The 15,766-nt window shown below is 60.1% G+C and carries 14 protein-coding genes; 6 read left to right on the top strand and 8 right to left on the bottom strand.

Annotated features, from left to right (window positions below):
• The first annotated feature begins 132 nt into the window (after nucleotides 1-132).
• The 3 genes from ASD03_RS20475 (at nucleotide 133) to ASD03_RS41330 (ending at nucleotide 2,335) form a co-directional block, all read left to right on the top strand.
• Entirely contained in the window at nucleotides 133-1,341 is a 1,209-nt protein-coding gene (locus ASD03_RS20475) for an MFS transporter (protein ID WP_107028621.1), read from the top strand.
• 97 nt (nucleotides 1,342-1,438) lie between these two features.
• A complete protein-coding gene (locus tag ASD03_RS40660) occupies nucleotides 1,439-1,909 on the top strand; it encodes a LysR family transcriptional regulator (RefSeq protein ID WP_244494672.1) in 471 nt (156 codons plus the stop codon).
• A 12-nt stretch (nucleotides 1,910-1,921) separates the two neighbouring features.
• Entirely contained in the window at nucleotides 1,922-2,335 is a 414-nt protein-coding gene (locus tag ASD03_RS41330) for a hypothetical protein (protein ID WP_348523276.1), read from the top strand.
• A gap of 50 nt (nucleotides 2,336-2,385) precedes the next feature.
• Here ASD03_RS41330 and ASD03_RS20465 read toward each other — a convergent pair whose 3' ends face one another.
• The 7 genes from ASD03_RS20465 to ASD03_RS20435 all read right to left on the bottom strand — a co-directional run bounded on the left by ASD03_RS20465 (nucleotide 2,386) and on the right by ASD03_RS20435 (nucleotide 9,338).
• Nucleotides 2,386-3,312: an XdhC family protein gene (locus ASD03_RS20465; RefSeq protein ID WP_057215831.1), complete on the bottom strand. Its 927-nt coding sequence runs from the start codon at nucleotides 3,310-3,312 to the stop codon at nucleotides 2,386-2,388.
• A gap of 88 nt (nucleotides 3,313-3,400) precedes the next feature.
• On the bottom strand, nucleotides 3,401-4,417 hold the full coding sequence (locus tag ASD03_RS20460; protein ID WP_057215828.1) for a zinc-dependent alcohol dehydrogenase family protein: 1,017 nt from the start codon (nucleotides 4,415-4,417) through the stop codon (nucleotides 3,401-3,403).
• Between the two features lie 22 nt (nucleotides 4,418-4,439).
• Nucleotides 4,440-4,889: a cyclophilin-like fold protein gene (locus ASD03_RS20455; RefSeq protein ID WP_244494671.1), complete on the bottom strand. Its 450-nt coding sequence runs from the start codon at nucleotides 4,887-4,889 to the stop codon at nucleotides 4,440-4,442.
• Complete coding sequence (locus ASD03_RS20450; protein ID WP_057215825.1) at nucleotides 4,886-6,076, bottom strand: MFS transporter; 1,191 nt, start codon at nucleotides 6,074-6,076, stop codon at nucleotides 4,886-4,888. Before ASD03_RS20450 ends, ASD03_RS20455 begins: the two co-directional genes overlap by 4 nt.
• Nucleotides 6,077-6,260: 184 nt before the next feature.
• The gene (locus ASD03_RS20445) at nucleotides 6,261-6,635 is read right to left on the bottom strand and encodes a cytochrome c family protein (protein WP_057215821.1); all 375 of its coding nucleotides are present in this window, start codon (nucleotides 6,633-6,635) and stop codon (nucleotides 6,261-6,263) included.
• The gene (locus tag ASD03_RS20440; protein ID WP_057215819.1) at nucleotides 6,632-8,878 is read right to left on the bottom strand and encodes a xanthine dehydrogenase family protein molybdopterin-binding subunit; all 2,247 of its coding nucleotides are present in this window, start codon (nucleotides 8,876-8,878) and stop codon (nucleotides 6,632-6,634) included. The genes ASD03_RS20445 and ASD03_RS20440 overlap by 4 nt, the downstream gene beginning before the upstream one ends.
• Before the next feature lie 13 nt (nucleotides 8,879-8,891).
• The gene (locus tag ASD03_RS20435; RefSeq protein ID WP_057215815.1) at nucleotides 8,892-9,338 is read right to left on the bottom strand and encodes a (2Fe-2S)-binding protein; all 447 of its coding nucleotides are present in this window, start codon (nucleotides 9,336-9,338) and stop codon (nucleotides 8,892-8,894) included.
• Nucleotides 9,339-9,490: 152 nt separating this feature from the next.
• Between ASD03_RS20435 and ASD03_RS20430 the strand changes: the two genes are divergently transcribed.
• Entirely contained in the window at nucleotides 9,491-10,387 is an 897-nt protein-coding gene (locus tag ASD03_RS20430; RefSeq protein WP_057215812.1) for a LysR family transcriptional regulator, read from the top strand.
• Here the strand turns inward: ASD03_RS20430 and ASD03_RS20425 are convergent.
• Nucleotides 10,347-11,813, bottom strand: a complete 1,467-nt coding sequence (locus ASD03_RS20425; protein WP_162250528.1) for an adenylate/guanylate cyclase domain-containing protein — start codon at nucleotides 11,811-11,813, stop codon at nucleotides 10,347-10,349. The genes ASD03_RS20430 and ASD03_RS20425 overlap by 41 nt on opposite strands.
• Nucleotides 11,814-12,139: 326 nt before the next feature.
• Between ASD03_RS20425 and ASD03_RS20420 the strand changes: the two genes are divergently transcribed.
• Entirely contained in the window at nucleotides 12,140-12,733 is a 594-nt protein-coding gene (locus ASD03_RS20420) for a cyclophilin-like fold protein (RefSeq protein ID WP_244494670.1), read from the top strand.
• 505 nt (nucleotides 12,734-13,238) lie between these two features.
• Nucleotides 13,239-15,536: a hypothetical protein gene (locus ASD03_RS20415; protein WP_057215804.1), complete on the top strand. Its 2,298-nt coding sequence runs from the start codon at nucleotides 13,239-13,241 to the stop codon at nucleotides 15,534-15,536.
• Nucleotides 15,537-15,766: the final 230 nt, after the last annotated feature.

Here is a 15,766-nt window from a genome sequence, read left to right as displayed (position 1 = left end):
CTAGGATTGTCTCCTCTTGCCCTCGTAGCGCGAAAAAACGGTTGCCTGCCCCTCGAGCGATGCATAAGCTCCCATAGCGGCGCGCCGCGTTCTACCGCTCGCCGAATTTCCCAAGGGCCAAGAACAACAATCATGACTGTCGCCATTCCCACCATGACGCGTCCCAAGACGCATCTCGCTGTGCTAGTCATTCTGGGTCTCACCCATCTCCTCAACGACCTGATGCAGTCGCTGATCCCGGCCGCCTATCCGATCCTGAAGGACGCCTATGCGCTGGATTTCGTGCAGATCGGCTTGATCACCATGACCTTCCAGATCGCCGGGTCGCTGCTGCAGCCGGTAATCGGCATGGTGACGGACAAACATCCCGCGCCCTATTCACCGGTCGTGGGGATGATGTTTACACTCTCTGGCCTGGTTAGCCTTGCCTTCGCCCATAGCTACGCGGTGATTCTGGTATCAGTTGCGCTGATCGGCATTGGATCGTCCATCTTTCACCCGGAAGCGACGCGCATGGCGCGCTATGCCGCCGGCGGGCGCCAGGGGTTGGCGCAGGGACTGTTTCAGGTCGGCGGTCAGGCGGGGGGCGCGCTCGGCCCGGTCTTCGCTGCGCTGATCATCGTTCCCTGGGGACAGCCGAGCCTCGCCTGGTTTGCCGTTCTCGCGTTGATGGCCATGGCACTTCTTGTATGGATCGGTAGCAAGCAGCGGGAGATCAGCGCCGCATTCATGGCGATGCGGGCAGACGGCAAGAAGGCGGGCGGCGCCCTTCGTCACGCGCCAGCGACGATCGGGGTAGCCCTGGTGGTCCTGATGCTGCTGATGTTTACTAAGAACGCCTATGGTGAGAGCTTCCGCTCATTCTACACCTTCTATCTCATGGAGAAGTTCGGCCTCTCGATCCCCTCCGCACAGATGATGTTGTTCATCTTCCTGCTGGCTTCGGCCGCGGGCGCGCTGATCGGCGGCATCGTCGGTGATCGCATCGGGCGTTATCGTATCATCTGGATTTCGGTTCTGGGGCCGCTTCCGCTGACGTTGATCCTGCCACACGTCGACCTCTTTTGGACCGGCGTGCTGACGGTGATGATCAACCTGATCATGGCGAGCGCCTTCGCATCCATCCTGATCTACGCAATCGAGTTGCTGCCGCACCGGATAGGACTCATTGGTGGGCTGTTCTACGGCCTGAATTTCGGCCTTGGCGGTATAGCCGCAGCGCTTCTCGGGCTGCTGGCCGACAGCTATGGTGTCGAAACGGTTTACTACGTCTGCTCCTTCCTCCCGCTTGCAGGGCTTCTCGCGTGGTTCCTTCCGAGGATTGAAGAGGGCCACGCTTGAAGACATCGGTCCTATGGCCGGAGGCCCCGTGGTTCATAAGGTCCTGTCGATACATTATGCGATACTGGACGCACAAATCGGAAACAAACACAGCACAATGCTCGTGAAGCTTTCCCAACAGTGTCGAACTCCCGAGATGGGAGGAGCAACGTGCCGCGCGGGTTCCCCGATCAAGCATCGTTTCCGTTGGCATCAGCAGCCACGCCTGCGCCGGCTGGAGGAGAGTATGGGCGTTCGTCTTCTCGCGAGAACAACGCGCAATGTCGTTGCGACGGAGGCCGGAGAGCGGTTGATGGAAACGCTGCGGCCGGCCTTCAACGTTACTCGGAGCCGGATCGAAGAGCTGGAGCGCAATGCGCCAAAAACCAGGAGGGTCGATCCGCGTCACATCCAGCCGGCAAGCCGCGGAAACGATCCTCATGCCCGCCGTCAACGCCTGATGGCGGACTATCCGGAGGTCAAGATCGAAATCTCAATCGACCAAAGGTTCGTGGACCTGGTTGCCGAGCGCTATGACGCCGGAGTGCGGCTCGGCGAAAGTGTCGAAAAGGACATGATCGCAGTGTAGATCGGTCCCGAAATGCGAATGGTCGTGGCAGGGTCTCCAGGGTATTTCGAGCGGCATCCGAGGCGGGTGACCCCGCACGACCTGACGCAGCACAACTGCATCAACCTGAGGCTCCCGACGCTCGGTGGACTCTACGCCTGGGAATTCGAGCAGGACGGGCGCCCCATCAACGTCCGGGTCCAAGGTCAATTCGTCTGCAACGACGTCGCCATGATCCTCGTCGACCGCCCTCGATGGGCAGGGCGTTGCCTGCCTGCCCTGCGATCACTTAGATCCGCTCGTGAAGGAAGGACGGCTGATCCAGGTTTTAGCCGACTGGTGTCCTTCGTTTCCCGGATACCATCTCTAATACCCGAGCCGCCGTCTCGCATCGCCTGCCTTCACACTGGTGGTCGACGCCCTGCGCTATCGATGACTCTCAGGTGAGGAACTCGGATTTGGAGGCAGGTGACAGGGGAGTTTGTAACACTCAAGGCTCATCCGAACGCCGCCGAGCGGGACGCTGCCACATCCGCGAGGATTGAAAGTGCCAGGGAAGTAGAATCGCGGGCGGGGCCGAACAGACCTATCGGTGCTTTGATGCGTGCCAGTTCGGGTTGACCGTGTCCTAGCCTCAGCAACCGATTGAGGCGCAGTTGATGTGTCCGCCTGCTCCCTAGAGTGCCAAGGTAGAAGCATGAGGTTCGTAGCGCGGCCTCAAGAACCGGCATCTCTTGTTCGAGGTCATGGTGTAGAAGCAGGATGGCGGAAAACGGATCGACCACGTCTTCGATCAAACGCAATCCCCTCTCCGGCGCCAGAACGGTTACCTCGAACCCCGAACATTCTGCCAGACGCGCAACGCTTCGCACTTCGATCGTCTGCCCTGAGATGACGACTTTCGTAGAGGGGCGATAGATGATCAAGAAGTCGTCACCGAGCCATCCCGCGCGCTGCACCGGTTCGACCAGGTCCAGCGTTTGTTTGGCGGGCGAGTATCTGAGAGCGGTCGCCTGTCGTAGCCTCAAGAATTCGAGCGCCCTTTCGACTTCTTCCATCCTCCGCATGACGTGGATAGCGACCGTGATCCCTCCTCCGCACGGAAGCACAACGTCGAGGAACGGGGATCCATCGCCGAAGCGCACAGTTCGATCGCGACCCTCTGCCATGGCAAGCAGTGCTTCAGCGGCGACGGCAGCTTCGACGCACCCTCCAGAAACGTACCCGGCAAAGCGACCATCGCTGAGCACAATCACCTGTGAGCCGAGTGATCGCGCAGCACCGCCCCGAATTTCAACGAGTGTTGCGATCGCTACCTGCGAGTCCTTGAATGCTTCAGCGGCAAACTTGAGGAGTTCAATGGGGTCGTCCGTTAGAAGCGCCCTGGCTGGTGTCGGCAAAATGAGAAGCGGATTGTCGTTCACATCAGTTCCCTGAATTGGACGGCCACCGCCCCTGGGCGCCAGGTTAGAGTGCCAGGCGGAGCAGCCCGCCCGGCTGTATGCCTCGCTCTCAGACTCGTAGGAGGGTCTTAATCGCGCGACGTTCATCCATCGCGCGGTAACCTTCGGCGACGTCAGCGAGAGGAACCTCGAGATCGAAGACCTTTCCCGGATTGATCTCACAGTTCAGTACAAGTTCCATGAGATAGGGGAGATAGCGGCGGACGGGAGCCGGGCCGCCCATCAGGCTCTTCTGGGCGAAGAACAGGGTCTGACCATCGATCTGGACACCATGCGGTACGCCGACAAAGCCGATGTGTCCCCCGGGACGAGCGCAGTTCATCGCCTGCGTCATCGCCTCCTGCGTTCCGACGCATTCAAGAACGGATTCAGCCCCGACGCCGCCTGTCAACTCTTTGACCCGTGCGACACCTTCGTCGCCTCGTTCCGATACGATATGCGTGGCACCGTATTCGAGCGCGAGATTCTGACGAGTCTTGTGCCGGCTCATGGCGATAATCTTTTCAGCCCCCATTTGTTTGGCCGAGAGCACGCCCATCAGACCGACCGCGCCGTCGCCGACGACGACGGCCGTCGACCCGGACTGTACCCGCGCCGCATCGGCCGCATACCAGCCGGTACCAAGGACATCCGAAACGGCCAGCAAGCTCGCGATAAGGTCGTCAGACGGTATTTCGGGGGTCGCTACCAAGGTGCCATCAGCGAGCGGAATTCGGGCATAGGGCGCCTGCGCACCAGACATGAACTCACGCTGTTCGCAGGAGGATGGAAAACCGAAACGGCAGTGGGGGCACGTATTGTCGGAAATGCAGAATGATCCCACGACGAACTGGCCTGGCTTCAACGTCTTGACGTCTTCGCCGACTTCGACGACGACGCCGCAATATTCATGGCCCATGTGTGTCGGCCCGCCCACCGGCTGGAGCCCACGGTAGGGCCATAGGTCGGAGCCGCAAACACAGGACGCCGCCAACTTGATGATGGCGTCGGTGGGTTTGAGAATTTTTGGTTCGGCGACCTCCTCGCAACGGATATCGCCTTTGCCGTGCAGAACCGTAGCCAGCATGCTTCACTCCCTTTCGATGGCGTCAGGACAGGCGTTCGACGCGAAGCGGAAACTCGCCGCGCGTGAGCAGCGGCTCGATGCCGCCATCAATGCGACCGAGCCGAATGAGATCTCTCGTTGAGATGTAATCGCCGTGGAAGAAGGCAAGATTGCCCCACGGGATGTAGTAGCAGAGGTCGCCTGCAGCCTCGTTGGGGAAAGGTCCTCTTGCTTCCAGATGGAGCTTGCGCGGCAGGTAGGCGATTTTCTCGTTGGAGAAATCCGAGAACGCCAGATCCAGCGGAAGCATCGAGGCGAAGTCACGGGCAGACGGATTGTCATTTAGTGTCACCGTAAAGTCGTGATCAGCGAAGATGAAACGTGCCTTCATGTGTGTCTGCTCCTCAGCCCATGCGAGATGTGGCAAGGCCGTGCCGACGATACCCGCGCCGAGCAGAGTGCGGCGCGTCATCGAGGTGGCTTGCCGTTTCATCTTGAACGCTCCCAATCCATCCACGCCGCAAAAGCTGCCGCCGACGATCCAAGCAGGAGAATGGCTGCCAATGCGAACGAACTCCACCATCCGCTCCAGTCGAACAGGAATCCGCCAGCAGCCGCGCCAATGGTAATGGCAAACTGGATGACGGCGACCTGCAGCCCCCCGCCTGCCTCTGCATCATCGTGGAGTACCCTGCTCAACCAGGTTCCCCAGCCGACGGGCGCGGCGGTGCCAAAGAAGCCCCAGGCAATCAGGAGGGCCGCAACGGCAATCTTCGCCGAGCCAAATGCAATCAGCATTGCAGCTATCGCTGCCATGACAAGGGGAATACCAATCACGATCGGGTAAAGGCGCGTCGAAAGCAGCGAACTGATGCTCCAGGTTCCTACCACGCCGGCGAGTCCCATTAACAAGAGCACCAGAGACAAGGCGGAAACGGAGTAGCCGGAGACGGACTCGAGGAAGGGTCTGAGATAGGTGAAGAGCGCAAATTGCCCCATGAACAGCAGTAGGATTGCTGTCATGCCGATCGCGACTTGTCTGCGCTTGAGCAGGCGGAAAACATTGCCGGCGGCGCGCCGTCGACGCGGCGGCAGCGAGGGCATGCTCAGCCACTGCCAGACAAGCGCGATCAGCGCCAAAGGCACCACGAAGAAAAATGCTCCGCGCCATCCAATGTAGTCGCCCAGAAAGCTGCCCAGCGGTGCGGATATCGTCGCCGCAATCGCGTTCCCAGCGTTCAATATCGCAAGCCCCTTCGGCACAGCGGTGGCGGGCAAAAGGCGCATGACAATTGCGGTGGACATCGACCAGAAGCCGCCAATTGCTATCCCAAGCAGTGCGCGACCGATCATCAGGACTGTGTAGTTCGGGGCAAATGTGACGATGAGGCCTGAAGCGACCAGCAAGACCGAGAACGATGACAGGACAACCTTGCGATCGATGCTCCGGGTGATCCCTGCAATGAACAGGCTCGTCACCACGGCGAACAGCCCGGATATCGAAATTGCCTGTCCTGCCTGGCCTTCCGTCATGACAAGATCGCTTGCAATCGGCGTCAGGAGACTGACGGGCATGAACTCTGAAGCGATCAGTACCGCGACACAAAGTGCCATCGAGACGACGGCGCCCCAGGCCGCGGCGGGTCTCGTCAGTGTCTCTTCATACGTCATGTGGGTCATTCGTTTCGCCCTTCAATTCAGCGAGTTTTCTCCCGTGCGAAACTGATTAGCACGGTGGAAAAAATCGAATTAGCCGACATCGTTCACTTGCATTAATCGAAGAGGCGCATAAATCCGCGAACCAACGAAGTGCGGGGTGGCGGCGCCGAGCAATGCCGCCGCCACCCCGCATGCTTGCCTGTGCCTAGCGCGAGCCGAGGAACTCGATGATCGCACGCCGCTCTTCCGCGTTGTTGAAGCGTTGCGTCATCCGCGCGCCCCGGACCATCGCGCCCGGGTTTGTCAGGAACGTATCCAGCGTTTCCGTCGTCCAGGTCACTCCCGATGCCTTGAGGGCGGGAGAATACTTGAAGCCCTCATCACTTCCGGCCGTCCGTCCGACGACCCCCTGCAGATGGGGCCCAACGCCGTTGCGAGTGGTGGCGATCTGATGGCATGTGCCGCAGCGTTGCTGGAACAGCCGCGCTCCAGGCGCGGCATCCGTCTCCTGGGAATAGGCAGGCGCAACACTACCGGCCACGATGAGAGAGGCCAAAGAGGCCAGAACGAGTGTCTTCAACCGTCACCCTCCTTGAGATCAAATTTGGACATTGGCAGGCTTCGAACACGCTTGCCGGCCAGGACTGAGAGGGCATTGGCTACGGCCGGCGGAACGCCGGGCAGACCTGGCTCGCCAATACCACCCATGGGCGCACCGCTCTCGACGATCCGGACATGAACCCGCGGCATGCGGTCTGGCGTTAGGATCTGATAGCCGTCGTAGTTTCGTGCTTGCGGCACGCCGTCTACGTAGACGACTTCCTCAAGCAGAGCCGATGAAAGTCCAAGGGCAACGGCCGAGTTCATCTGCGCTTCGATAATTGCAGGATTGACGATGCTGCCGGGATCGATCGCCACCCAAACGTCATGCACGGCGATTTCACCATCGCGCAACGACACCTCGGCGATCGTCGCCACTTCGCTGCCAAACGGCGAGGCCATAGCGACGCCTCTGGCGCGCCGGGTGCCGTCTTCGGCAGCGAACGGTCCACGCTTCCACCCGCCGGAGAGATCAGCCACGGCCTGAAGCAGCGTCTTGTGACGTGGACTGCCAGCCAGGAGACGGAGGCGCAGTTCGTAAGGATCCTGCTGACCTGCATCCGCCATCTCATCGAGGAACGTCTCGTAGAAGAAGTCGTTCATCGAATGACCGACAGAACGCCAAAAGCCGATGATCGCGGGGTCGTCAACATGGATCTGGCCGACACGTCGATTAGGGATCGCATAGACCTTGCCGGCTATCCCCTCGACGGCGGAACTGTCGACCTTGTCGGGTTGGCGACCGAACCACCGGCCCGTGGGCCCCTCTCCGACCGCAACGGCTGAGAGTGCCACCGGCGTGCCGCTGGCATCAATTCCGCCGCGGAAACGGACTGCAGCCATCGGCCGGAGCGCATCGCGCAGGAATTCCTCCTCTCGGCTCCAGAGGAGCTTGATCGGGCGTCCAACCGCCTTGGCAAGCAGAATTGCCTGGGGATACGGGTTCGCCGTCTGATAGAGAAAGTGGCGTCCGAAGAAACCGCCCAGCATCGGTGAGTGGATAATGACCTTCTCTGGTGCGATGCCGGCGACCTTCGCGGCATCGGCCTGAAACATCTCCGGTGCCTGGTTGGGGAGCCATAGCTCGAGAGATCCGTCCTCGTTCCAGCGCGCGAGCGCCGATGGCGGTTCAAGCTGTCCATGCACGAGATAGGGTGCATCATAGACCGCTTCGATCACACGCGCCGCTCCCGCAAGCGTGCCAGCCGCATCGCCCTCCGTTTCGAAGGCTACGCCATCACCGGATGTGGCTTTCAACTTCGCCATATGCGCTTCGGAAGAGAAGTCCGCCGGCATGGGGTGCGACATCCCGGAAGCAGCCTCTGTCCAACTCACCTGCAAAGCCTCGACAGCGCGGCGCGCACGCCACCAACTGTTGGCGACCACTGCAACAGCGCCGGGTAGCTTATGGATGGAGTGAACGCCGGGCATGCCACGCACGTCCGCTTCGTTCTGCATCATCTCGGGCTCGCCGCCCAGGCGCGGGCTGTGCTGGACGGCCGCATAGAGCATGCCGTCGATCGTCTGGTCGATCGAGTACTTCGCCTTGCCCGTCGATTTGTCGCGCGCGTCAAGCCGCGCGAAAGGTTTGCCAATCCAGCGGAAGTTTGCCCGATCTCGGAGCGTGACATCAGCCGGCAACGGCAAATTCGCGGCGTCGTCGGCAATATCGCCGTAGGGGATTGCGCGACCGGAAGCGGCGTGGACTACCCTCCCCGGTTCCGTCGAAAGCTCGGGCGCAGGCACGCCAAGCTTTGCCGCGGCCGCCTGCAGCAGCATATGCCGAGCGGATGCACCGAGCTTGCGCATCGTGTCGTAGCTCATGCGGACCGACATGCTGCCGCCCGTGAACCGCCCGCCACCGGTCAGGAGATAATCCGGGCCGGGGGGAGCGCCTTCCACGACGAAGTTCGCCGGATCGACGTCCAGTTCCTCGCCGACGATCTGCGCCATGGCGGTAAAGATCCCCTGGCCTCCTTCAATGAAGGCACTGCGGAAAAGTACCGTGCTGTCGGGCTGGATTTCCAGGAATGCCGCAACCCGGGAACCTGGCGTGACGGACGCCGGAGCGGCCGCTAGTGCGCGGGTTCGAGCCGCCGGAAGCGTCACGCCAAGAACAAGCGCGCCGAGCGATGCGCCAAGAAAGCCGCGTCGGGATACCTTGAAGGGTTTGCCGTTCTCGCTGGCCTGAACCTCGGGGAAGATGGGTGTCGTATCGTCCATGGTTCACCTCCGATCAAGCTTGCGCAGCGTCGCGGACAGCCGCGGCGATCGCGTTGTAGGTGCCACAGCGACAGAGGTTGACCATCGCACCAGCGATGTCCTCTTCCGTCGGCTTCGGGGTTTGTTTCAAGAGCGCCGTTGCCGCCATGACCTGACCGGACTGGCAGTAGCCGCATTGGGCGACCTGGTTGGCCACCCACGCCTCAACGACCTTTTGACCAACCGGGTCATCAGCAACCGCCTCGATCGTCATGATGTCGGCGCCGGCGACGCTCTCGACGGGAGTGACGCAAGACCGCGTCGCTTGTCCATCGACAAGCACGGTGCAGGCGCCACATTGGGCGAGTCCGCAACCATACTTCGTGCCCGTCATCGCGAGTTCGTCGCGAAGGACCCAAAGCAGCGGTGTGTCGGGTTCGATGTCGACCTGGTGTTTGGTCCCATTGATGGTGAGTTCCATGGCGGTCTCCTTAGGATGCGCACGACGATCTCGAACGAAACTGTCTCAGCACAGACGCTAACAAAGGAGACGGCTATGGATTAGACGCCATGCTTCGCTTACATTTATCGACACGCACCATCAATCGACCGAGGCGGACCAAGCGAAAATCGATGGCCAAAGAAGACTTCAATGACCTGCTATGGTTCCTCGCCGTTGCCGAGGAGCGCAACTTCACCAAGGCAGCCGCCAAGCTTGGCATAACCCAGTCGACGCTCAGTCACACGATCAAGCGGCTCGAAACCCGGATGGGGCTGAGACTGCTGACCAGGACGACGCGAAGCGTTGCCTTGACTGAAGCCGGGGATCGCTTGTTTCATTCGTTGTCGCCGAGAATATCCGCAATCAGGAGCGATCTGGCGGCACTTACGGCGTTGCGCGACACGCCGTCGGGTACGATCAAAATCACCCTGTCGGATCATGCGCTCGAAACCGTCGTCTGGCCCAAGCTGAAGCCGATCCTGTCGAAATATCCTGATATCAAGATTGAGCTCAGTCGTGACAATGGCCTGCGCAACATTGTCGACGACGGCTTCGATGCGGGCGTTCGGCTCGGCGAGAGCATCGAAAAAGACATGATCGCGGTCAGGATCGGGCCCGACTGGCGGATGCTTGCCGTGGCCTCTCCGGAGTATCTTGCAGATCGGTCGATCCCAGAGCACCCGCAGGATTTGATGCAACACGATTGCATCAACATGCGCCAGGCAACCGGCGGAGGTCTCTATATCTGGGAGTTTGAGAAGAACGGCCAGGAGCTTCGCGTCAGAATCGACGGGCAACTCACGTTCAACACGTCCTATCCCATGGTAGACGCCGCGCTTGCAGGTCATGGGATAGCCTTCTTACCGGAGGATCTGGCGACTGAACATATCGAAGCAGGCCGTTTGGTCGCGCTGCTTTCCGACTGGTCGCCGCCCTTCCCCGGCTACTATATCTATTATCCAAGCCGGCATCAGAACTCGCCGGCGTTCAAGGTGGTGGTAGACGCTTTGAGATATCAAAGGTCGTAGTTCCGGTCACAGGAAGGATATGATCCACTTGCTTCGACTGTGACGGGACCGAGTGCTGGCGGCGGCTGGCTACGCCTCGCCCTTCATGCTTGTGCGCCCGCGGAAGGTACCAGACGGCGATCGGTCGCCGACGCCCGCGCACGAAGTGCATCTGATCTGGCCGCAGTTCCTCGATTGCAGGCCCCAGATTCGCGCTTTGCGCCTGTGCCGCGATCAGTAGGTCCTCGCTGACCGCAAGGGATGTCCCGATCTTGCGCGTCAGCCGTTCGAGCCTGCTCGCAACATTCACCGTGTCGCCCAGCACCGTGTATTCGAGGCGACGCTCGTCTCCGATGTTTCCGACGATGACCTCGCCGTAGTGGACGCCGATACCGACCTCGATTGCGTGTTCGCCAGAAGCGAGACGCTGCTCGTTCCACTGCCGGACCTGCTCCAGCATGTCCCGCGCGCAAGCAAGCGCTCGCGCAGCATCGTCCTTCCGGGGACGAGGGGTGCCAAAATGCACCATGATCTCGTCTCCGATATATTTGTCTACGGTCCCGCCGTGGGCAAAAGCAACCGTCGCCAGACGTGCGTGATACTCCTTCAGCAGTTTAACGAGATCCCCTGGTGCAAGACCCTCCGAAATCCTGGTGAAGCCCACCATGTCGGCAAAGAGGATCGCGGCCGTCTGGAGCGAAGGCTCTCCAAAGCCGCTCGTCCCGCTAGACAACTCGCGGACGATGTTCGGGGAGAAGTAGCGCGACAAGGCGCTGCGCTGGGCCTCCGCCGCGACCTGCTTGCGAACAAGCCGACGCGAGCGCCAGACAGCGATCGCGAGGATAATCGTCACGAGCACCAAGAACATCGTCTGATAAGAAAGATTGATCAGGCTCACGGAGCGCGGATCGAGCACTAGCGCAATGATCTCAGCATCACTCAATCCGCCATCGAGCAAATCTCTCCCATAGGCGATGGAATCGGGCCGCGTTGCGACCCAGCAGTAGGCGATGGTCCAGACGACGATGGTAACCGCGCCACTCCACACGACGAGAGCTGGCGAGTAGGTGAGCGCCATGCTCACCAGAAACACACCTAGATACAGGAAATTCGGCAGGCGAAGATTGAGCTGGGACGTCCAGCCTTCGACGGCGAACGGCGAAGGCGTGACAAAGATGTAAGTCAATATCGCTGCGTCGATGACGACGAACGACCATGTCGCCACTGTCGCAAAGCGACTGCTGCGTGCCAAGCCAAAGGAAAGAGCATTGAGCAACCCGAAAGCCACGATGGCAGCTACATATAGGCCCGAACGGTCGAGTGGCACGGCAAGGACCGCCCCCAGGGCGAGCGTTCCCAGCGCGACCAGCCGGCCCCAGAACATGTAGGCCAGGCCCTCTTTTACTTCACGATCGATAGCATCGCCGAGCGCCTCCGCGGAGACCAAGGGGCCGGTTGCCTTGCCAGCCAGGCGGCGTCGGGCGCGCGCCAGGAGAAGCGCAACGCATCGCGACGTTGTCTTCCAAGGCTTCGACACTGGCTCAAAATGGATTCTCATCGATCATCTCGTGGGTTGAATGGCTTCGCGGCGATTGCTGGCGGTCAACGATCAACCTGGTAGAGACAGTACCTTCGATCTGGCTGCGCGATTAGCGCCGGAAATGCGCATGCGCTTATGAAGCGGATCGATCAGTCGGCTGATGATCTTCATTCGACCGAGCGGCACTCATGAACTGGGCCCATGAGGGCAAGCGAAGTGGCAGAGGTAATCGGATGCTGCTCGACCGTTTATATTGGTCGGTATCGAACGGCTTGAGCAGGAACGAAGGCCCCTCGAGCCCGATCATGTCACACCGGAAACAGGTAGCCGGTGCCAACAGTCGAGAGAACGAAAGAATGTCGCGGTTCAATCGTCAAATGGTTGCGCTCTTGCTCGCAGCCCATTCGGTCACATTGCCCACCATGTCCTTTGCTCAAACAAAGGATCGCAATCCCACGTCAGTGATCGGTACGGTCGTGCGGTTCACCGATGGTGCAACGACGGTGGACGTAACAGTTGGCGAAGACAGTCCAGCAGTGCGCGACTTCCTTTCGATGCTGCCGCTCACACTCAAGCTTGAGGAATTCGCCGGCCGCGAAAAAATCAGCTATCTGCCCCGTAAGCTCAAGCACATCGGCTCGCCCGGATCCGACCCCGAAGACGGCGACCTCATCTACTTCGTCCCGTGGGGAAACCTCGGCTTTTACTACAATACAGCCGGCATCGATTACTCAGACCAGACGCTTCACATCGGGACCTATAAGGCGTCGCCGGCAACTCTCGAGAAGCTTGCGGACCGGCCGATTACGGTCGAAGTTCTCCCATAGCAAATTGGTTGACCACCGCGCATACGACGAGGAAAAACGGAAGCAGCAGACGCCGTAGTGCACCGTGCGCCAAACCTTTGCTGGCGGGACATCAAACTGGCAACTGCCCCTGACTGGCACCGCTGAATGCCCGCCCCCGGTTGCCACACCCACGGCTCGCCTCCTCCAGCTGAACTGCACGAGGCCAAATCGCCTTATTCCCGTTGATACATTATGCGATCTGGTGTGAGCGCGATTCTGCCCGCCTCTAAGGCGACGTCCACGCTTAAGTCTGTGAACGCAGCATTGCGCCCTCAAGTTGGTCGTTCATGGCACGCGATAGAGTTCTGAAAGGCCGACGGTCTGCTTCGCCAATGGCCACATTTGAAAAGGGAGTGTGACAGGGTTACCTTGCGAGTGATCATTAATACTAAATCCAAATGCAACCGTGGAACACATGAGACATTGGCCTAGACGGCGAGAGTTGTTGAGGCGATACTAGAATCGCAATTCTGTTGGGGGCAGCATGGCTACGAAACGTCTTGATCGAGCCCATGACCAACTCTCGTTGCGCGATCTTCTCGATGCACGAGACCAGTACCACATCCACCTCATGCGCCACGCGAACGTGATCGCGACAGCTATCGGCCTCTACCGCATCCGCACCAAAGATAGCTGGCCGACCGAGCGCAGCGAGGGCAAAGTCCACGGCACTTACGCGCGCACGCTCGCGAACTCGCAAATTCGCTACTACTCCTGGCCAGCGATACTCGTTTTCGTCGAACGCTGGGTTACAGAAAAAGAGCTAGAGCCAGGCGACCTAGTGCCGAAGACGCTATACCTGCCGGATGGCCGCAGCGTCCCGGTGTGCGTGATTGAAGCGCCCAAGGAAAGCCGGAACGAGACGCGTCCGCTCAGCACGGTCTTTCCCGTCAACAATATCGGCGGCGGGTGGCCCGTCATCGCGCGCAACCAGGGCCAGGAGTACGCTGCCACGATCGCGTGCCTGGTGAGCGATGGTCACACCGTCTATGCCCTCACGAACCGACATGTCGCCGGCGAAGCGGGTGAAATTATCTATTCGCGGCTAGGCGGTAAGGAACAGCGCATTGGCGTGAGCTCCGAGAAGCATTTGACGCGCGCCTTGTTCACGACGCACTACCCCGGCTGGCCGGGCCGCGACGTCTACGTCAATCTCGATGTCGGCCTCATCGACATCGACAATCTCGACCGTTGGACCGCCGAAATCCGCCATGTCGGCCAAATGGGAAAGATGGTCGACCTCTCAGTCCATACCATTTCGTTGGCGCTCATCGGTCGCGACGTTCGTGGTACCGGTGCCGCAAGCGGTGAGATGGAGGGCGAGATAGCCGCACTCTTCTACCGCTACAAGACCAATGGCGGGTTTGAGTACGTCGCTGACCTGCTCATTGGCCCCCGTCCTGCTGAGGCCAACAAGGCGAAAGAATCAACGTTCGCAACCCACCCCGGTGATTCAGGAACACTCTGGCTTCTCGAGCCAGACGACGAGGGCAAATCGCCTAAGTCCAAGGCCAAGCACAAGGACTACCAGCCGCTGGCCATGCAGTGGGGCCGAAACATGCTCTATTCGGCCGGCGAAGCGCGCCCGCAGAGCTATGTATTGGCAACGCTCCTGTCGCGCGTGTGTGCCGAGCTAGGCGTCGACCCGGTCCGCAACTGGAATCTCGATCAGCCCGACACATGGAGTGCCATCGGTCACTTCTCGATCGCCAATCGCGCCCAGGTCGCGCTGTCGAACCGGTCGCCGAAACTCAACACGCTGATGAAAAACAATGCCGACGTCATCAGTCACGATGACGCCACCATCCTCGCGGGGGAGTTCTCGGGAATGGGTTCTGCGGATTTTGTGGCACTGGCGGATGTGCCGGACTTCTATTGGAAGCCACGTATCGCGAAGCAGGGATTCGCCCGCACCTTCGAGGGGCCCAATCATTTCGCCGACATGGATCAGCCCGATCCCAATGGAAAGACTCTCCTGGAACTTTGTAGGGACGACCCGACAACGTTCATCGACCCCCGAAAATGGGCAGCCTTCTACGACTCAGTCACCGATCTTGAGAGCGGCGACGCGATAGCCGAAAAGTATCGCGGGTTGCTGCCTTTCCGGGTCTGGCAAACATTCGACGCGATGGTCGAGTTCGCCGCCGCCGACAAGCCCCGAGAGTTCGTGTGTGCTGCGGGCACGCTCACTCACTACATTGGGGATGCGTGCCAGCCGCTCCATATCTCATATCTGCATGACGGTGATCCGCTGCGTCTGGTCGAGTACACCTTCACGCGCGGCGAGCGGAAGGGCCAGACGGAGATGAGACGTTTCGGCAAAGGCGTCCATGGGGGATATGAAGACACCATGATCAGCGCCTTCCGTGAGAAGGTCCTGGCTGGTCTTCTCAACACCCCAAAAACCGAAGCTGAGGAGATGATTACGACCGGTTTCGAGGCCGCCAAGCTAACCGTTGAGATGATGCGCAAGACCTTCACCTCAATTCCGCCGATGGCGGTCGTCAACGAGTTCGGCAGCTTTTTGGGCAAGCCGAAGGAGCGAGCGGAGCACCTATGGCGAAAGTTCGGTAACAAGACCGTCAAGAACATGCAGAGCGGCGCCCACTTGCTGGCGGTGCTGTGGGAGAGTGCTTGGGCTGTTGGCAACGGTGACACGAACGTTACCGCGACAGCGGGATTGACCAAAGATCAGGCGATGGCCATCTGCGCCGACTTCGATTTTATTCCCTCGGTCAGTATCTCGCGGATTGGCGCGCTTCTGAAGCCTCCGATGATCTAGCATTAGTCCCTTTTGGTGATAGGCCGTCAGTCCGCAATGCGCCTCCCCGCCTGTCGTCCGTTGAGGTGAGCTGCCGCCGCCTGAAAGCAGACTTTGCCGTCGACCACGCTGGAGGTCGAAGTTGCGCCAATGAACGAACCCGCTCGCGCGGGAGGGAAGGCGCGGGCCTTGAGACGTGTGCCTCGTTGACGGCATCGGTGAGGCTTTGATCGATCAGAGGTGACGGGCGG

It is taken from the genome of Ensifer sp. Root127, from assembly GCF_001425225.1.
In the GTDB taxonomy this organism is placed as follows: Bacteria; Pseudomonadota; Alphaproteobacteria; order Rhizobiales; family Rhizobiaceae; genus Ensifer; species Ensifer canadensis.
The sequence above is the reverse complement of the archived record's forward strand: the minus strand, read 5'-3'. Positions and strand labels throughout refer to the sequence as shown.